This is a genomic window from Sphingomonas sp. TZW2008 (genome assembly GCF_002117915.1).
In the GTDB taxonomy this organism is placed as follows: domain Bacteria; phylum Pseudomonadota; class Alphaproteobacteria; order Sphingomonadales; family Sphingomonadaceae; genus Sphingomonas.
Genome location: NZ_BDJB01000003.1, coordinates 638,974 through 654,635, shown reverse-complemented (window position 1 = coordinate 654,635; position 15,662 = coordinate 638,974). Strand labels below are relative to the sequence as shown.

Below are 15,662 nucleotides of genomic sequence, written 5' to 3'. Positions count from 1 at the left end.
CGGTGACGAGTATTGTCCGCGTGCGCCCGCGCACTAGTGCGCCGCGCCCCAGCTCGCGCCCGTGCCGATCTCGACTGCGAGCGGCACGTCGAGCGTGACATAGGGCTCCGCCGCGGTTGCCATCACGCGCTCGATCACTGGCTTCGCAGCCTCGACTTCGGCGTCGGGCACCTCGAAGACGAGTTCGTCGTGCACCTGCAGCAGCATCCGCGTGCCGGTGAGCCCGGCGTCGGCCAAAGCCGGCTCCATCCGTGCCATCGCGCGCTTAATGATATCGGCGCTCGTGCCCTGGATCGGCGCGTTGATCGCGGCGCGCTCGGCGCCCTGCCGCTCGTGCTGCACCTTGCTCTTGATCCGCGAGAAGTGCGTCTTGCGACCGAACAGCGTCTCGGTGAACCCCTGTTCGCGCACCGATTGCAGCGTCTCGGCGATGTAGCGGTTGATGCCGGGGAAGCGCTCGAAATAGCGATCGATCATCGCCTGCGCCTCGTCCGCGCTGACATCCAGCCGCCCGGCCAACCCCCAGCGGCTGATGCCGTAGAGGATCGCGAAGTTGATCGTCTTGGCACGCCCGCGCGTGTCGCGATCGACGGTACCGAACAGTTCCTGCGCGGTCAGCGAGTGGATGTCGTCGCCGCGCGCGAAGGCTTCCTTCAGCGCCGGCACGTCTGCCATGTGCGCCGCTAGCCGAAGCTCGATCTGCGAATAGTCCGCCGCCAGGATGACGTGCCCCGGTTCGGCAACGAAGGCGTCGCGGATCTGCCGCCCCGTCTCGGTGCGGATCGGGATGTTCTGGAGGTTGGGATCGGTCGAGGACAGGCGCCCGGTCTGCGCGCCGGTCAGCGAGTAGCTGGTGTGGACGCGGCCGGTGGCGGGGTGGATCTGCTCCTGCAGGCTGTCGGTGTAGGTCGATTTGAGCTTCGACAGCTGGCGCCATTCGAGCACCTTGGCGGCGATCTCGGCGCCCGGGCCGTCCTTGTCCGCCGCAATCCGCTCGAGCTCGTTGACGTCGGTCGAATAGACGCCGCTCTTGCCCTTTCGCCCGCCCTTGATCCCCATCTTCTCGAACAGGACGTCGCCCAATTGCTTCGGGCTTCCGATTGTGAACGGCGCGCCGGCGATGCCGTGAATCACGCCTTCCAGCTGCGCCATCTGCGTCGCGAACTCGCCCGACAGCTGCGCCAGCCGCTCGCGATCGACCTTGATCCCGTGCCGCTCCATCCGCGCGATGACGGCGACGAGCGGCCGGTCGACCATCTCGTACACCCGCGTCGCGCGCTCGATCGGCAGACGTGCGCGGAAACGCCGCCACAGCCGCAGCGTCACGTCAGCATCTTCCGCGGCGTAGCGCGTCGCCGCCTTCAGATCGACCTGATGGAAGCCGATCGCCTTTTTGCCGCTACCGGTCACGTCCTTGTACGCGATGCAGCTGTGCGACAGGTGTGTCGCCGCGAGCTCGTCCATCCCATGACCGTGCAGCCCGGCGTCGAGATCGAAGCTCATCACGATCGTGTCGTCGTACGGCGCGACCGCGATGCCCAGCCGGTCGAGCACGATCATGTCGTATTTCAGATTGTGCCCGATTTTGAGCACCGCCGGATCCTCCAGCAGCGGCTTCAGCGCCGCCAGCGCCGCGTCGCGATCGAGCTGCACCGGCCGGTCGGCGAACATGTCGGCGCCGCCCGCCTCGCCCTCGTGGCCGAGCGGCACGTAGCAGGCGCGATTGGGCGCGAGTGCGAGCGATACGCCGACCAGTTCGGCCAGCATCGGGTCCTTCGCCGTCGTCTCGGTATCGATCGCCAGCCACCCCTGGTGGCGCGCTGCCGTGATCCATTCGTCGAGCGCCGACTCGTCGACGACGGTTTCATAGCCGTCGTGGTTGCACGGCGGCTCTTCCTCGTGCGGTACGCCGCTCGGCTCGGGCGGCGTCGGATCGACGCCCTCGTTCTGATCCGCCAGCAGCTTGGCGAGCAGCGATTTGAAACCGTGATGCTCGAGGAACGCACGCAGCGGCGCCTCCGGAATGCCGTCGAGCGCCATCTCCTCGAGCGGCTGCGGCAGCGGCACGTCGCACGCGAGCTCGACCAGCTTGCGCGACAGGCGCGCCATCTCGGCATGCTCGATCAGATTGTCGCGCAGCTTGCCCTTCTTCATCTCGGGCGCCGCGGCCAGCACGCCCTCGACGCTGCCGTGCTCAAGGATCAGCTTCGCCGCGGTCTTGGGGCCGACGCCCGGCACGCCGGGCACGTTGTCGACGCTGTCGCCCATCAGCGCCAGCACCTCGCCCAGCTTGTCGGGGAGAACGCCGAACTTCTCCTCCACCTCGGCCGGTCCGAAGCGTTTGTCCTTCATCGTATCGAGCATGTCGATGCCGGGCTCGGTCAGGAGCTGCATCAGGTCCTTGTCCGAACTGACGATCGTCACCTGCCAGCCCTGCGCCAGCGCGGCCTTGCTGTACGACGCGATCAGATCGTCCGCCTCCCAGCCTTCCTCCTCGATGCACGGCAGCGAGAAGGCGCGCGTCGCATCGCGGATCATCGGGAATTGCGGCTTCAGATCCTCGGGCGCGGGCGGGCGGTGCGCCTTGTACTGATCGTACATTTCGTTGCGGAACGTGCTCTCCGACTTGTCGAGGATCACCGCCAGATGGCTCGGCCCGTCCGCCTTGTGGAGATCGTTGGCGAGCTTCCACAGCATCGTCGTATAGCCGTAGACCGCACCAGCCGGCTCGCCGTGCTTGTTGGTGAGCTTCGGCAGCACGTGATAGGCGCGGAAGATGAAGCTCGATCCGTCGACGAGGTAGAGGTGCGGCATGCCGCGCGGCTTAGCGGATAGAGGCGGGCGGAACAAACGGTGAGGGCAGGGGATCGCGGACGGCCGCTCAGCCCTCCGGGTCGTCGCCCTCGCGCGTCGCGATCGTCGCTGCGCCGCGATAGCCCGTTACCGTCGCCGCGACCGCCTGGATCAGCTGCTGGCGCACGCGCATCGGCTGCGTCGTGTCGCCGATCATCACCGCGACCGCGTAGCGCCGCCCGTCGGGCGAGGTGATCACGCCGACGTCGTTGAACCCGGCGTTGCGGCGGCCGAGCTCCTGACCGGTGCCGGTCTTGTGCGCGAGCGTCCAGCCCGGCGCGATGCCCGCTTTCAGCCGCGCGCGCCCGGTACGGCTCGATTCCATCGTGCTGACGATGAGGCGGGTCGAGGTTTCCGACAGCAGTTCGCCGCGGAACAGCCGCGCGAGCGCGTCGGCGATCGCCAGCGGCGCCGCGCCGTCGGGCGGATTGACGATGTAGCGCTGCATCGCCGCCTGCCGCGCCTCAGGCGACAGCCGCGAGCGCATGATTTCGAACGTATTGCCGACGCTCATCGACTGGTTCCACGTCAGCCCGGCGGTGCCCGCCTGCAGCAGCCGCTCGCCTGGGCCGAAGCGGATATCGCCGAGCTGCTTGCGCTCGATGAAGTCGCGCACCGCCGACGGTCCGCCGACCAGCGTCAGCAGCCGGTCGTTGGCGGTATTGTCGCTCTGCGTCAGCGCGCGGAACAGGAGGTTTCCGACGGTGGTCTCGAAGCTGCCGCCCTTCACCAGATAGGCGATCGGCTGGTGAAACAGCGTCAGATCGGCCGGGGTGACGCTGATCGGATCGTCGAGCCGCAGCCGCCCCTGGTCGCGCTGGTCGAGGACGGTCATCGCGACCCACAATTTGCTGACGCTCTGCTGCGGCAGCTTGAGCCGACCGTTGGCCTGCACCGTCCAGCCTTCGTCAACCGCGCGGATCGCGACACCCGCGGTGCCCGGGAACTCGCGCACCAGCTGCTGGATCGACGCTGTCAGTTGCCGCGGCGCGTTGTCGGTCGGCAGCCGGCGCGGCGTGGGAACGGGAATGGCAACGACGTACGACGGTGCGTCATAGGCCGGCTGCGCTGGCGCTTTCGCCGACTGCGCGGGTCGCGGCTCGACGCATCCCGCTAGCATCGCCGTCATCGCCGCCGCGGCGGCCAATCGTCCCAACATCTTCTCGTACGTGCCCCGCCCTGACCCAGACGTGCACGCTACCGGCAAATCACTCATTGAAAACGAGGCGTTACGCGATCTGCGATGAATAGGGCCTGACGTACGCCAGGTCGCCGCCGCATCACGGAACGAGTACCGTGTCCACCGGCTGCGGCAGGGTTTCGGGCCAGTCTAGCGTGAAGTGCAGGCCGCGGCTCTCGTGACGGTGCAACGCCGATCGCACGATCAGGTCGGCGGTCTGCAGCAGGTTGCGTAGCTCGATGAGGTCGGGCGTCACGCGGAAGTGGCCGTAATAATCTTCCACTTCGCTGGTCAGCAGCTTGATGCGGTGCTGCGCGCGCTGGAGCCGCTTGGTCGTGCGCACGATGCCGACGTAGTTCCACATGAAGCGGCGGATCTCGGTCCAGTTCTGCTTGATCACGACTTCCTCGTCGGAATCGGTGACGCGGCTCTCGTCCCACGGGCGGATCGCCGGCACGGGGGGCAGCGCGTCCCAATTGGCCGCGATGTGCTTCGCCGCCGCCTCGCCGAACACAAAGCATTCGAGCAGCGAGTTTGACGCCAGGCGGTTCGCGCCGTGCAATCCGCTCTCGGTACATTCGCCCGCGGCGTACAGGTGCGGCAGATCGGTGCGCCCGTCCCGATCGACGACGATCCCCCCGCAGGTGTAATGCTGCGCGGGCACGACGGGGATCGGCTGCACCGTCATGTCGATGCCGAGCCCCTTCAGCTTCTCATAGATATTGGGGAAATGCCCGCGCACGAAATCGGCGGGCTGGTGGCTGATATCAAGGTGGACGTAATCGAGCCCATAGCGCTTGATCTCAGCGTCGATCGCTCGTGCCACCACGTCGCGCGGTGCGAGTTCGAGCCGTTCGGGATCGTAATAGGTCATGAAGCGCTTGCCGGTCTGCGGGTTGATCAGCCGTCCGCCCTCGCCGCGCACCGCCTCTGTGATGAGGAAGTTCTTGACCTCGAGATTGTAGAGGCAGGTCGGGTGGAACTGCATCATCTCCATGTTGGAGACGCGCGCGCCGGCGCGCCACGCCATCGCGATCCCGTCGCCGGTCGCGCCCCGCGGCGCGGTGGAGAAGAGGTACGTGCGCCCCGCGCCGCCGGTCGCGAGAATCGTCGCGCGCGCGGTGTAAAGGTTCACCCGTCCGGTCTGGCGATCGACCGCGTAGACGCCCCACACGGTGCCGGCGCCCGAGTAGCGCTGTTCATGCCGCCCGGTGGCGAGGTCGATCGCGACCTGATCGGGCACCAGCGTGATGTTGGGATGCGCCTCGGCGGCCTTCTGCAAGGCTTCCTGCACCGCCCATCCGGTGGCGTCATCAACATGCACGATGCGGCGGTGCGAATGTCCTCCCTCGCGCGTCAGGTGCAAAGCATTGCCGTCCTGCGCGAACGGCACGCCGAGCTTCTGCAGCCGCTCGATCGCGGCGGGCGCGTTCTCGACCACGAACTCGACGATCTCACGATCGTTGAGCCCGGCACCGGCGACCATCGTGTCCTCGACGTGGTTCTCGAACGTGTCGCCCGGCTCGAGCACCGCGGCGATCCCGCCCTGTGCCCAAGCGGTCGACCCTTCGTTGAGCGCGCCCTTGGCGAGTACGGTGACCTGGAAGCGATCGGCGAGGTTGAGCGCGGCGGTGAGCCCGGCGGCGCCCGATCCGATGATGAGGACGTCGGCGTTCATGCGCGGGGCGGGGTAGAGGCGAGCATCCGCGCTGCATGGCACGAAGCGCGCGTATCTGCCATATCGGGGCGGTAACGAACCTGCCCCGCCCGCCGCCGGTGAGGGGGGCGGGTGGCCGATCGAGGAGCCCCATGTCCACCTACACCGACCGACTTGCCGCCCTGCGCGACCAGCTCGCCCGCCAGCAGCTCGACGGCTTCGTCGTGCCGCTGACCGACGAGCATATGAGCGAATATGTCGGCGCCTATGCGCAGCGCCTCGCCTGGCTCACCGGCTTTCAGGGATCGGCCGGCACCGCGGTGGTGCTGCCGGCGGAAGCGGCGATCTTCACCGACGGGCGCTACACGTTGCAGGTGCGCCAGCAGGTGTCGGCGGACGACTGGCAGTTCGTCGGCGTGCCCGAGACGAGCGTGTCGGGCTGGCTTGCCGGGCATGTGAAGCAGGACGCGCGGATCGGTTATGATCCGTGGCTCCACACGCGCGCCTGGGTCGACGAGGCGTCGAAGGCGCTCGCCGCAGTCGGCGCAACGCTCGTTCCGGTTGATACCAATCCGGTCGACGCGATCTGGCCTGATCAGCCGCAGCGCTCCGACGCGAAGCTCGCGGTGCACGATGATCGCCATGCCGGGCGCTCGTCGGGCGAGAAGCGTGCGGCGGTCGCCGACTGGCTCGGCGAGCAGAAGGCCGACGCGGTCGTTCTCGCCGCGCTCGAATCGATCGCCTGGGTGTTCAACGTGCGCGGCGGCGACGTCTCACGCACCCCGGTCGCGCTGTCCTACGCGATCGTCAACGCCGACGGCACCGCGGACCTCTTCGTCGCGCCCGAGAAGATGACGGAGGCGGTCGCGCAGCATCTCGGCAATGCGGTCCGGGTCCACGATCGCGCCGCGTTCGCCGATGCGCTCGGCGGTTTTTCGGGCAAGCGCGTCGCGGTCGACCCGGCGTTGTCGGTTGCCGCGATCCCGCTCGCGATCGAGGCGGCGGGCGGACGCGTCCTCGCGCTGCGCGATCCCACCGTCATCCCCCGCGCGGTCAAGAACCCGGTCGAGCAGGCGGGGCACCGCGCCGCGAGCATCCGCGACGGCGCGGCGCTGACCCGCTTCCTGCGCTGGATCTCGATCGAAGGCCCCAAGGGCAAGCAGACGGAGCTATCTGCTGCGGCGCGGCTGGAGGCGTTCCGGCGCGAAACCGGCGTGCTGCGCGACCTGTCGTTCGACGCGATCTCCGCGACCGGCCCCAACGGCGCGATCCCGCACTATCACGTCACCGAGGAATCGAGCCTGCCGATCGAGCCGGGGCAGCTCTACCTGATTGATTCGGGCGGCCAGTATGACGACGGCACGACCGACGTGACGCGCGTCGTCCCGATCGGCGCGCCGACCGCCGAGATGCGTGATCGCTACACCCGCGTGCTGAAGGGGCATATCGCGCTCGCCACCGCCGTCTTCCCGCGCGGCACGGTGGGATCGCAGCTCGATATCCTCGCGCGATTGCCGCTGTGGCAGGCGGGGCTCGATTTCGCGCACGGCACCGGCCACGGCGTGGGAAGCTACCTCTCGGTCCATGAAGGACCGGCGCGGATCGCCAAGCCGAGCTATCCCGGCGGCGGCCCGTCCGAGCCGCTACTGCCGGGCATGATCCTCTCCAACGAGCCCGGCTATTACAAGACGGGCGATTACGGCATCCGCATCGAGAATCTGCTGCTGGTCGAGGAGCGCCGGATCGACGGCGGCGAAGACGTGATGCTCGGCTTCGACACGCTGACGCTGGTGCCGATCGAGCGCGATCTGATCGACCCGTCATTGCTGACGGCGGACGAGCTGGCGTGGCTCAACGCCTATCATGCGCGCGTCGCGGCTGCACTTGGTGCGGTGCTCGACGGCGCGGACCGCGCGTGGCTCGAGGAGAAGTGCGCGCCGATCGTTGCTAGCTGAGCACTGTAAGGCACCGCGAGCGCGTTGGGCGGCTCAGGTGCCAGACGCGTCCTCGTCGGGGCGCGGCGCTGCCGATGCCGGCTTGCCGGCGGGAAATGCCGTTTCGCCTGCGTCGGTCGCGCCGGCGTCGGCGATGCCGCGTGCCTGCTCCTTGCGGCGGCGCAGGTTGGCGCGCAGCGCCGCGGCGCGGCGGGCCGCGCGATCCTCGTTGCTGTCCATCGCGGTTGCTATCGCGCGCCGTCAGCGCCTTGACAATCGGGTCCCGCTCGTCTCTAGGGCGCCCTCGCTCGCAGCCGATCGGCGCGCGGGCAGTGCTGCCGTAGCTCAGTGGTAGAGCGCATCCTTGGTAAGGCTGAGGTCGTGAGTTCAATCCTCACCGGCAGCACCATTCTTTCCGCCGTTAGCGCCACTCGCCCCGCCCGACTTCGTCGGCCGGGCGGGGCGGCGGACGTTACAGCACGAAGCGGCTGAGATCGGTGTTGCGCGCGACGCTGGCGAGTTGCTTGTCGACATAGGCGGCGTCGACCGTCAGCGCGGTGCCGCCGCGATCCTCCGCGTCGAAGCTCACCTCCTCGAGCAGCTTTTCCATCACCGTCTGCAAGCGGCGCGCGCCGATATTCTCAATCTCGCCGTTCACCTCCGCCGCGATCCGCGCGACCGCGCGAATGCCATCGTCGGTAAAGGTCACGTCGACGCCCTCGGTGCCGATCAGTGCCTTGTACTGCGCCGGCAACGAGGCCTTGGTGTCCGACAGGATGGCGACGAAATCGTCCTCGGTCAGCCCCTTCAGCTCAACGCGGATCGGCAGGCGGCCCTGAAGCTCGGGCAGCAGGTCGCTCGGCTTCGCGACGTGGAACGCGCCGCTCGCGATGAACAGGATATGGTCGGTCTTCATCGGGCCGTATTTGGTCGACACGGTGGTGCCCTCGATCAGCGGCAGCAGATCGCGTTGCACGCCCTCGCGGCTGACGGATCCACCGCGCACGTCGCTGACCGCGATCTTGTCGATCTCGTCGAGGAAGACGATGCCGTTCGCCTCCGCGTCGGCAAGTGCGATTCGGCTCACCTCGTCCTGGTCGAGCCGCTTGTCGGCCTCCTCCTCGACCAGCTTCTCCCACGCCGATGGCACCAGGAGCTTGCGCCGCTTGGTCTGCCCGCCGCCGAGCTTGCCGAACATCTCGCCGAGGTTGATCATCCCCATTTGCGCGCCGCCCGGCAGCTCGAACGGCATCTGCGGCGCAGCCTGCAGCTCGAGCTCGATCTCGGTCTGGTCGAGATGCCCGTCGCGAAAGCGCTGGCGGAAGCTCTCGCGCGTCGCCTGGCTCGAATCCTTGCCGACCAGCGCATCGAGCAGCCGCGCCATCGCGGCCTCCTCCGCCTTGTCCTTCACCGCAGCGCGGCGGCGCTCCTTCTCCAGCCGGATCGCCTCCTCGACGAGGTCGCGCGCGATCTGCTCGACGTCGCGGCCGACGTAGCCGACCTCGGTGAACTTGGTCGCTTCCACTTTCACGAACGGCGCATCGGCGAGCTTCGCGAGGCGGCGGCTGATCTCGGTCTTGCCGCAGCCGGTCGGCCCGATCATCAGGATGTTCTTGGGCGTCACTTCGTCGCGTAGGTCAGGGCTCAGCTGCTGGCGCCGCCACCGGTTGCGCAGCGCAACCGCTACCGCGCGCTTGGCGTCCCGTTGTCCGATGATGTGTGCGTCGAGAGCGGCGACGATCGCCTTGGGCGTGAGATTGTCCTTCATCGCCGCGGCATATCGGGGTGCGGCGGCGAGGGATCAAGCAGGGCGGGGCGCCGATCGGAGTGCCGGACGCTGCGCCTCAGCCCTCGCGCACCATCGCCTTCAGCCGGTATAATTGATCGAGCGCCTCGCGCGGGGAGAGCGTGTCGACGTCGAGCCCCTCAACCGCTTCACGCAACGGATCGCGCGCCTCTTCGCTCTGCGCCGCCGCGGCGGCCGCGAACAGCGGCAGATCGTCTAACCCCGCGGCGAGCCCACCGGTCTTGGCGCGGCCTGCTTCCAGCTTCGCCAGCACCGCTTTGGCACGCGCGACCGTTGCCGGCGGCATCCCGGCCAGCCGCGCGACGGCAAGCCCGTAGCTGCGATCCGCCGGCCCGTCGGCGAGTTCGTGAAGCAGCACCAGCTCGCCCTTCCACTCGCGCGCGCGGACGTGATGGAGCGACAGCGCTTCGCAGCGCTCGGCGAGCCGCGTCAGCTCGTGGTAATGAGTCGCGAACAGGCAGCGGCAGCGATTGTCCTCGTGGATCGCCTCCACCACCGCCCAGGCGATCGCCAGCCCGTCATAGGTCGACGTGCCGCGGCCCACTTCGTCGAGGATCACGAAGCTCGCCGGCGTTGCCTGCGCCAAAATCGCCGCGGTCTCGACCATCTCGACCATGAAGGTCGACCGTCCGCGTGCGAGATTGTCCGACGCCCCGACGCGGCTGAACAGGCGGTCGACCAGCCCGAGCGTTGCGCTGGTCGCGGGCACGTAGCTTCCGGCCTGCGCGAGCACGGCGATCAGCGCGTTCTGCCGCAGGAAGGTCGACTTGCCGCCCATGTTGGGGCCGGTCACCAGCCATAGGCGTGAGCTTTCCGACAGCGAGCAGTCGTTGGCGACGAAGCGATTAGCCGATTTCGCCACCGCCGCCTCGACCACCGGGTGCCGGCCGCCGACGACGTCGAAGCAGGCGTGATCGACCAAGGCGGGCCGCGTCCAGCCGCCCTCCGCCGCGCGCTCGGCGAGGCCGGCGGCGACGTCGAGCCGCGCGAGCGCGTCGGCGGTCGCCGCGATCGGCTCGGCACAGGCGAGCGCGGCGGCGATCAGATCCTCGAGATGCGCCGCCTCCGCCGCGATCGCATGCGCGCCCGCCTGCGTCACGCGGCTCGCCACCTCGTGCAGCTCGGGCGCGTTGAAGCGAACGACGCCGGCGAGCGTCTGGCGGTGCGTGAACTCCGAATCCGGCTTCATCAGCGGGTCGGCGCTGCGCGCGGCGACCTCGACGTGATAGCCAAGTACGTTGTTGTGCCGGATCTTGAGCGCGGCGATGCCCGTCTCCTCGCGGTACCGCGCCTCCAACGCGGCAATCGCGCGCCGGCCGCCGCTGCCCGCATCGCGCAGATCGTCGAGCGCCGCATCATAGCCCTCGGCAATGAACCCGCCTGCCGCTGCGTCGATTGGCGGAACGGGGACGAGCGCGCGCTTGAGCAGATCGATCAGCGCGCCGTGCCCGCGTAGCTTCGGCGCGAGTTGCGCCAGCAGATCGTCGCCGGCATGCTCGACGAGCCCGGGCAGCGAGCTGCCGAGCGTCTCGCCGAGCAGCCACGCGCCGTCGAGCCCGTCGCGCAACTGCCCGAGATCGCGCGGGCTGCCGCGCCCCGCGGCGATCCGGCCGAGCGCGCGACCGATGTCGGGGAGGGCGCGCAGCCGATCGCGCAGTCGCGCGCGCGCGTCGCTGTCGTCGTGGAAGAAGGCGACCAGCGCTAGCCTCGCTTCGATCGCGGCCTTGTCCATCAGCGGCGCGCCGATGTCCGCGGCGAGCAGGCGCGCGCCAGCGCCGGTCACCGTGCGGTCGACCGCGTCGAGCAGGCTGCCCTTGCGCACGCCGCCCGCGCTGCACGTCAGTTCCAGGCTCTCGCGCGTCGCTGCGTCGATCGCCATCGCCTCTGCGCTGCGGCGGATCACCGGCGGGCGCAGCAGCGGCAGCGTGCCCTTGCCGTTGTGCTCGAGATACGCGACCAGCCCGCCCGCGGCGGCGAGCATCGCGCGGTCGAATTGGCCGAAGCCGTCGAGCGTCGCGACGCCGTGCAGCCGGCGCAGCCGCTCCTCGCCGCGCGTGCTGTCGAAATCGCCGCGCGGCCGCCATACCGTCGCGGGCGCGTCGCTCCCTTCCGCGGCGATCACCTCCGCCGCGCCGAGGCGCGCGAGTTCCGCCCCCAGCGCCTGCGCGCTGCACGCGATCACCTCGAACCGCCCGGTCGAGATGTCCGCCGCCGCGACGCCGACGCTGCCCGCCGCTTCGCCCACCGCGACGCACCAGTTCGCCGCGCGCGCATCGAGCAGCGCCTCCTCGGTCAGCGTGCCCGCGGTGACGAAGCGGACGATCGCGCGATTGACCAGTGCCTTCGATCCGCGCGCCTTGCGCGCCGCCTCGGGGCTCTCGGTCTGCTCCGCGATCGCGACGCGGTGTCCCGCCTTGATCAGCCGCTGGAGATAGGCCGTCGCAGCGTGAACCGGCACGCCGCACATTGGAATCTTTTCCCCTGCGTGCTCGCCGCGCGCCGTCAGCGCGATGTCAAGCACGCCGCTAGCGATCCGCGCATCGTCGAAGAACAGCTCGAAGAAATCGCCCATTCGATAAAATAGCAGGCAGTCGCCCGCCTCTTCCTTGAGCGCGAGATATTGCGCCATCATCGGCGTCGGGGCGGGGGCGTCGGTCATGGCGGGCGAAGAATCTATCTGGCGCGGAGTATAGGAAGCCCGCGGCTTACCCAGCGCATGCCCGGTTGGCGAGGGAGGCTTTGAGCGCAAGCCGCGGGATGCCGGCACGCACAGCACACGTTAGGAGACGCGTATGAGCTATGCCGCGACCATTATCGCCTCGCCGACCGGCGACCTCACGCTCCTCGCCAGCGACCGCGGGCTCGCCGCCGTGTTGTGGAACGACGATGCTTCGATGCAGCGGCGCTACGCCCCGCGAACCGATGGGCGCGATCATCCGGTGCTCGCCGCCGCCACGCGGCAGCTGGCGGAGTATTTCGCGGGTACGCGCACCGCGTTCGACCTTCCGCTCGATCCGATCGGCACCGATTTCCAGCGCGCGGTATGGGCAGCGCTGCTCGCCATCCCCTACGGCGAGACGCGCAGCTACCGCGATATCGCGGCGGCGATCGGCCGGCCGACCGCGACGCGCGCGGTGGGGGCGGCGAACGGGCGCAATCCGCTGTCGATCGTCACCCCGTGCCATCGCGTGATCGGCGCGGGCGGCGCGCTGACCGGGTTCGGCGGCGGTCTGCCCAACAAGCAGCTGCTGCTCGCGCTCGAGCGCCGCGTCGCGGGTGCCACCTTCGGTCAGCCCGATCTCTTTGTCGCCCGCGCGGTTGCATCGTGACCATGCGCCCGTAAAGGTCGCGGGCGAACCTCTCCCCCGGGTGCCCGCATGACCGATCAGACCAAGACCAACGTCCAGTTTTCCGAGCGCGAGGCGCTGCTGTTCCATTCCGAAGGACGGCCCGGCAAGATCGAGATCGTCGCGTCCAAACCGATGGCGACACAGCGCGATCTCGCGCTCGCCTATTCGCCCGGCGTCGCGGTGCCGGTGCAGGCGATCGCCGATGATCCCGCCACGGCCTATGACTACACCACCAAGGGCAATCTCGTCGCCGTCATCTCGAACGGCACCGCGATCCTCGGCATGGGCAATCTCGGCGCGCTCGCGTCAAAGCCGGTGATGGAAGGCAAGGCGGTGCTGTTCAAGCGCTTCGCCGACGTCGATTCGATCGATCTCGAGGTCGCGACCGAGGATGTCGACGCCTTCATCAACTGCGTCGCGTTGCTCGAGCCGTCGTTCGGCGGGATCAACCTCGAGGACATCAAGGCGCCCGAGTGCTTCATCATCGAGCAGACGCTGCGCGAGCGGATGAACATCCCCGTCTTCCACGACGACCAGCACGGCACCGCGATCATCACCGCCGCCGGGCTGATCAACGCCTGCCTGCTCACCGGGCGGCGGCTGGGCGACATCAAGGTCGTCGTCAACGGCGCGGGCGCGGCGGCGATCGCCTGCACCGAACTGATCAAGGCGATGGGCGTCGGCGGCGACAACGTGATCCTGTGCGATCGCAAGGGCGTGATCCACCAGGGGCGCGAGAGCGTCAACCAGTGGCAGTCGGCGCACGCCGTGCCGACCGAGGCGCGCACGCTGACGGAGGCGCTGGTCGGCGCCGACGTGTTCCTCGGCCTCTCCGCCGCCGGTGCGCTCAAGCCCGAGATGGTCAAGGACATGGCGCCCGCGCCGATCATCTTCGCGATGGCCAATCCCGAGCCGGAGATCCGCCCCGAGCTTGCCAAGGCGGCGCGGCCCGATGCGATCATCGCCACCGGCCGGTCGGATTATCCCAATCAGGTCAACAACGTGCTCGGCTTCCCGTTCATCTTCCGCGGCGCGCTCGACGTGCGCGCGACGGGGATCAACGAGGAGATGAAGATCGCCGCGGCGCAGGCGATCGCCGAGCTCGCGCGTGAGCGCGTTCCCGAGGAAGTCGCCGCCGCGTACGGCGTGCAGCACGTCTTCGGTGCGGACTATATCATCCCGGCGCCGTTCGATCCGCGGCTGATGGAGATCGTGCCCGCCGCGGTCGCCAAGGCGGCGATGGATTCGGGCGTCGCGACGCGTCCGATCCTCGACATGGAGGGCTATCGCCAGAGCCTGCGCGCGCGGCTCAACCCGACGACGTCGGTGCTCAGCCTCGCCTATGAGGGCGCGCGCGCGCATCCCAAGCGCGTGCTGTTCGCCGAGGGCGAGGAGGAAGTGGTGCTGCGTGCGGCGGTCGCTTTCAAGGAGGGCGGCTACGGCGTGCCGGTGCTGGTCGGGCGCGACGACGTCCCCGATCGGCTCCGTGCGCTCGGCATCAGCAATCCGGAAGAGTATGAGCTGCACAACAGCCGCATCTCGCCGCTGGTGCCCGAGATGGTCGACTTCCTCTACAAGCGCCTCCAGCGGCGCGGCTATCTGCGCCGCGATTGCGAGCGGATGATCAACCAGGATCGCAACACGTTCGGCGCGGTGCTGCTGCAGATGGGCCATGCCGATGCGATGATCACCGGCGTAACGCGGACCTGGGCGCAATCGATGAGGGAGGTGCGCCGCGTGATCGATCCGGCGCCCGGCCGCACGCCGTTCGGCATCCACCTGATGGTGGGGCAGAGCCACACGGTGTTCATCGCCGACACCACCGTGAACGAGCGGCCGACGCCCGAGCAGCTCGCCGACATCGCCGAGCAGACCGCCGCCGTCGCGCGCCGCATGGGGCACGAGCCGCGCGTCGCGTTCCTCAGCTATTCGACGTTCGGCAATCCCAAGGGCACCTTCCTCGACAACGTGCGCGAGGCGATCACCGTGCTCGACGGGCGCAACGTCGGGTTCGAGTACGAGGGCGAGATGACGCCCGACGTCGCGCTCAACCCGGCGCAGCTTGCCAATTATCCCTTCGCGCGCCTGTCGGGGCCGGCGAACGTTCTCATCATGCCCGGCCTCCAGTCGGCGCACATCTCGGCGAAGCTGCTGCGCGAACTTGGCGGCGACAGCGTGATCGGGCCGATGCTGGTGGGGATGGAGAAGCCGGTCCAGATCGCGCCGATGACGTCGTCGGCGAGTGATCTGATGACGCTGGCGGTGCTCGCCGCGGGCGGCATCGCCCGCTGACGCGGCATCTTCGCGGCGCGTGAAAGTACCGCCGTGATGCTGATCCGGCGCAACCAAGCGCCGGATCGACGATTACGTCTTCACCCAAACAACAGGAGAAGACGATGCGGAGTGTAGCGTTGGCCGCGATCGGCGCGGCGGTGATGGTGACGGGTTGCGTCGGCGACCGCTATGGCGGCGGTCCCGGCTATGTCGACAGCGGCTACAGCCGGTACGACTACAACAATCCCGATCCGGCCTATGGCGGCTACGAGGCCGACCGCTATTATCGCGACGACGCGCGCTATCGCGAGCGCCGCTTGTCCAACAACGATCGTGTCTATGCGGGCCGCGACGGACGCTACTACTGCCGCCGTTCGGACGGCACCACGGGCCTGATCGTCGGCGGCATCGCGGGCGGCGTGCTCGGCTCGGCGATCTCGCCCGGCGGGTCGGGCTTGCTCGGCGCGCTGCTCGGCGGCGCGGGCGGCGCAGCACTCGGCAAGTCGATCGATCGCAACAACGTGCGCTGCCGCTAACGAAACGACGGGTGTCGGCGTTGCCGGCACCCGTTTTCGGCACGATCTAACGCAACCGACTTAAACCCTCT

At 68.8% G+C, this 15,662-nt stretch carries 10 protein-coding genes and 1 tRNA gene; 5 read left to right on the top strand and 6 right to left on the bottom strand.

The features are described from left to right. Positions 1 to 33 precede the first annotated feature (33 nt). The 3 genes from polA to nadB form a co-directional block, all read right to left on the bottom strand. Positions 34 to 2,814, bottom strand: a complete 2,781-nt coding sequence (gene polA / locus B7L05_RS04745) for a DNA polymerase I (protein WP_085809030.1) — start codon at positions 2,812 to 2,814, stop codon at positions 34 to 36. 67 nt (positions 2,815 to 2,881) lie between these two features. Continuing rightward, entirely contained in the window at positions 2,882 to 4,012 is a 1,131-nt protein-coding gene (locus B7L05_RS04740) for a serine hydrolase (protein WP_085809029.1), read from the bottom strand. 121 nt (positions 4,013 to 4,133) lie between these two features. Then, the gene (gene nadB / locus B7L05_RS04735; protein WP_085809028.1) at positions 4,134 to 5,711 is read right to left on the bottom strand and encodes an L-aspartate oxidase; all 1,578 of its coding nucleotides are present in this window, start codon (positions 5,709 to 5,711) and stop codon (positions 4,134 to 4,136) included. A 131-nt stretch (positions 5,712 to 5,842) separates the two neighbouring features. Between nadB and B7L05_RS04730 the strand changes: the two genes are divergently transcribed. Continuing rightward, on the top strand, positions 5,843 to 7,645 hold the full coding sequence (locus B7L05_RS04730; protein ID WP_085809027.1) for an aminopeptidase P family protein: 1,803 nt from the start codon (positions 5,843 to 5,845) through the stop codon (positions 7,643 to 7,645). A 33-nt stretch (positions 7,646 to 7,678) separates the two neighbouring features. On the opposite strand, the gene B7L05_RS04725 is transcribed toward B7L05_RS04730, so the two are convergent. Next, positions 7,679 to 7,864 carry a hypothetical protein gene (locus B7L05_RS04725; protein WP_085809026.1) on the bottom strand — a complete coding sequence of 62 codons (186 nt, stop codon included), beginning with the start codon at positions 7,862 to 7,864 and terminating at the stop codon, positions 7,679 to 7,681. A gap of 94 nt (positions 7,865 to 7,958) precedes the next feature. Here B7L05_RS04725 and B7L05_RS04720 point away from each other — a divergent pair. Further along, positions 7,959 to 8,033, top strand: a tRNA-Thr gene (locus B7L05_RS04720). A gap of 63 nt (positions 8,034 to 8,096) precedes the next feature. Here the strand turns inward: B7L05_RS04720 and hslU are convergent. Together hslU and mutS are read right to left on the bottom strand one after the other, a co-directional pair. After that, on the bottom strand, positions 8,097 to 9,392 hold the full coding sequence (gene hslU, locus B7L05_RS04715) for an ATP-dependent protease ATPase subunit HslU (protein ID WP_085809025.1): 1,296 nt from the start codon (positions 9,390 to 9,392) through the stop codon (positions 8,097 to 8,099). A 76-nt stretch (positions 9,393 to 9,468) separates the two neighbouring features. After that, entirely contained in the window at positions 9,469 to 12,063 is a 2,595-nt protein-coding gene (mutS, locus tag B7L05_RS04710; protein ID WP_085809109.1) for a DNA mismatch repair protein MutS, read from the bottom strand. 160 nt (positions 12,064 to 12,223) lie between these two features. Between mutS and B7L05_RS04705 the strand changes: the two genes are divergently transcribed. From B7L05_RS04705 to B7L05_RS04695, 3 genes are all read left to right on the top strand, one after another. Continuing rightward, positions 12,224 to 12,760, top strand: a complete 537-nt coding sequence (locus B7L05_RS04705) for a methylated-DNA--[protein]-cysteine S-methyltransferase (protein ID WP_085809024.1) — start codon at positions 12,224 to 12,226, stop codon at positions 12,758 to 12,760. Positions 12,761 to 12,808: 48 nt separating this feature from the next. Then, positions 12,809 to 15,073, top strand: a complete 2,265-nt coding sequence (locus tag B7L05_RS04700) for an NADP-dependent malic enzyme (RefSeq protein ID WP_085809023.1) — start codon at positions 12,809 to 12,811, stop codon at positions 15,071 to 15,073. A gap of 104 nt (positions 15,074 to 15,177) precedes the next feature. Continuing rightward, on the top strand, positions 15,178 to 15,591 hold the full coding sequence (locus B7L05_RS04695) for a glycine zipper 2TM domain-containing protein (RefSeq protein ID WP_144037123.1): 414 nt from the start codon (positions 15,178 to 15,180) through the stop codon (positions 15,589 to 15,591). Positions 15,592 to 15,662 lie beyond the last annotated feature (71 nt).

What these genes read in the sequence shown, in the direction of transcription:
- B7L05_RS04730 (WP_085809027.1), top strand. Translation starts at nt 5,843, where the DNA reads ATGTCCACCTACACCGACCGACTTGCCGCCCTGCGCGACCAGCTCGCC.
- nadB (WP_085809028.1), bottom strand. Translation starts at nt 5,711, where the DNA reads ATGAACGCCGACGTCCTCATCATCGGATCGGGCGCCGCCGGGCTCACC.
- B7L05_RS04700 (WP_085809023.1), top strand. Translation starts at nt 12,809, where the DNA reads ATGACCGATCAGACCAAGACCAACGTCCAGTTTTCCGAGCGCGAGGCG.
- B7L05_RS04705 (WP_085809024.1), top strand. Translation starts at nt 12,224, where the DNA reads ATGAGCTATGCCGCGACCATTATCGCCTCGCCGACCGGCGACCTCACG.
- polA (WP_085809030.1), bottom strand. Translation starts at nt 2,814, where the DNA reads ATGCCGCACCTCTACCTCGTCGACGGATCGAGCTTCATCTTCCGCGCC.
- hslU (WP_085809025.1), bottom strand. Translation starts at nt 9,392, where the DNA reads ATGAAGGACAATCTCACGCCCAAGGCGATCGTCGCCGCTCTCGACGCA.
- B7L05_RS04695 (WP_144037123.1), top strand. Translation starts at nt 15,178, where the DNA reads ATGCGGAGTGTAGCGTTGGCCGCGATCGGCGCGGCGGTGATGGTGACG.
- B7L05_RS04740 (WP_085809029.1), bottom strand. Translation starts at nt 4,012, where the DNA reads ATGTTGGGACGATTGGCCGCCGCGGCGGCGATGACGGCGATGCTAGCG.
- mutS (WP_085809109.1), bottom strand. Translation starts at nt 12,063, where the DNA reads ATGATGGCGCAATATCTCGCGCTCAAGGAAGAGGCGGGCGACTGCCTG.
- B7L05_RS04725 (WP_085809026.1), bottom strand. Translation starts at nt 7,864, where the DNA reads ATGGACAGCAACGAGGATCGCGCGGCCCGCCGCGCCGCGGCGCTGCGC.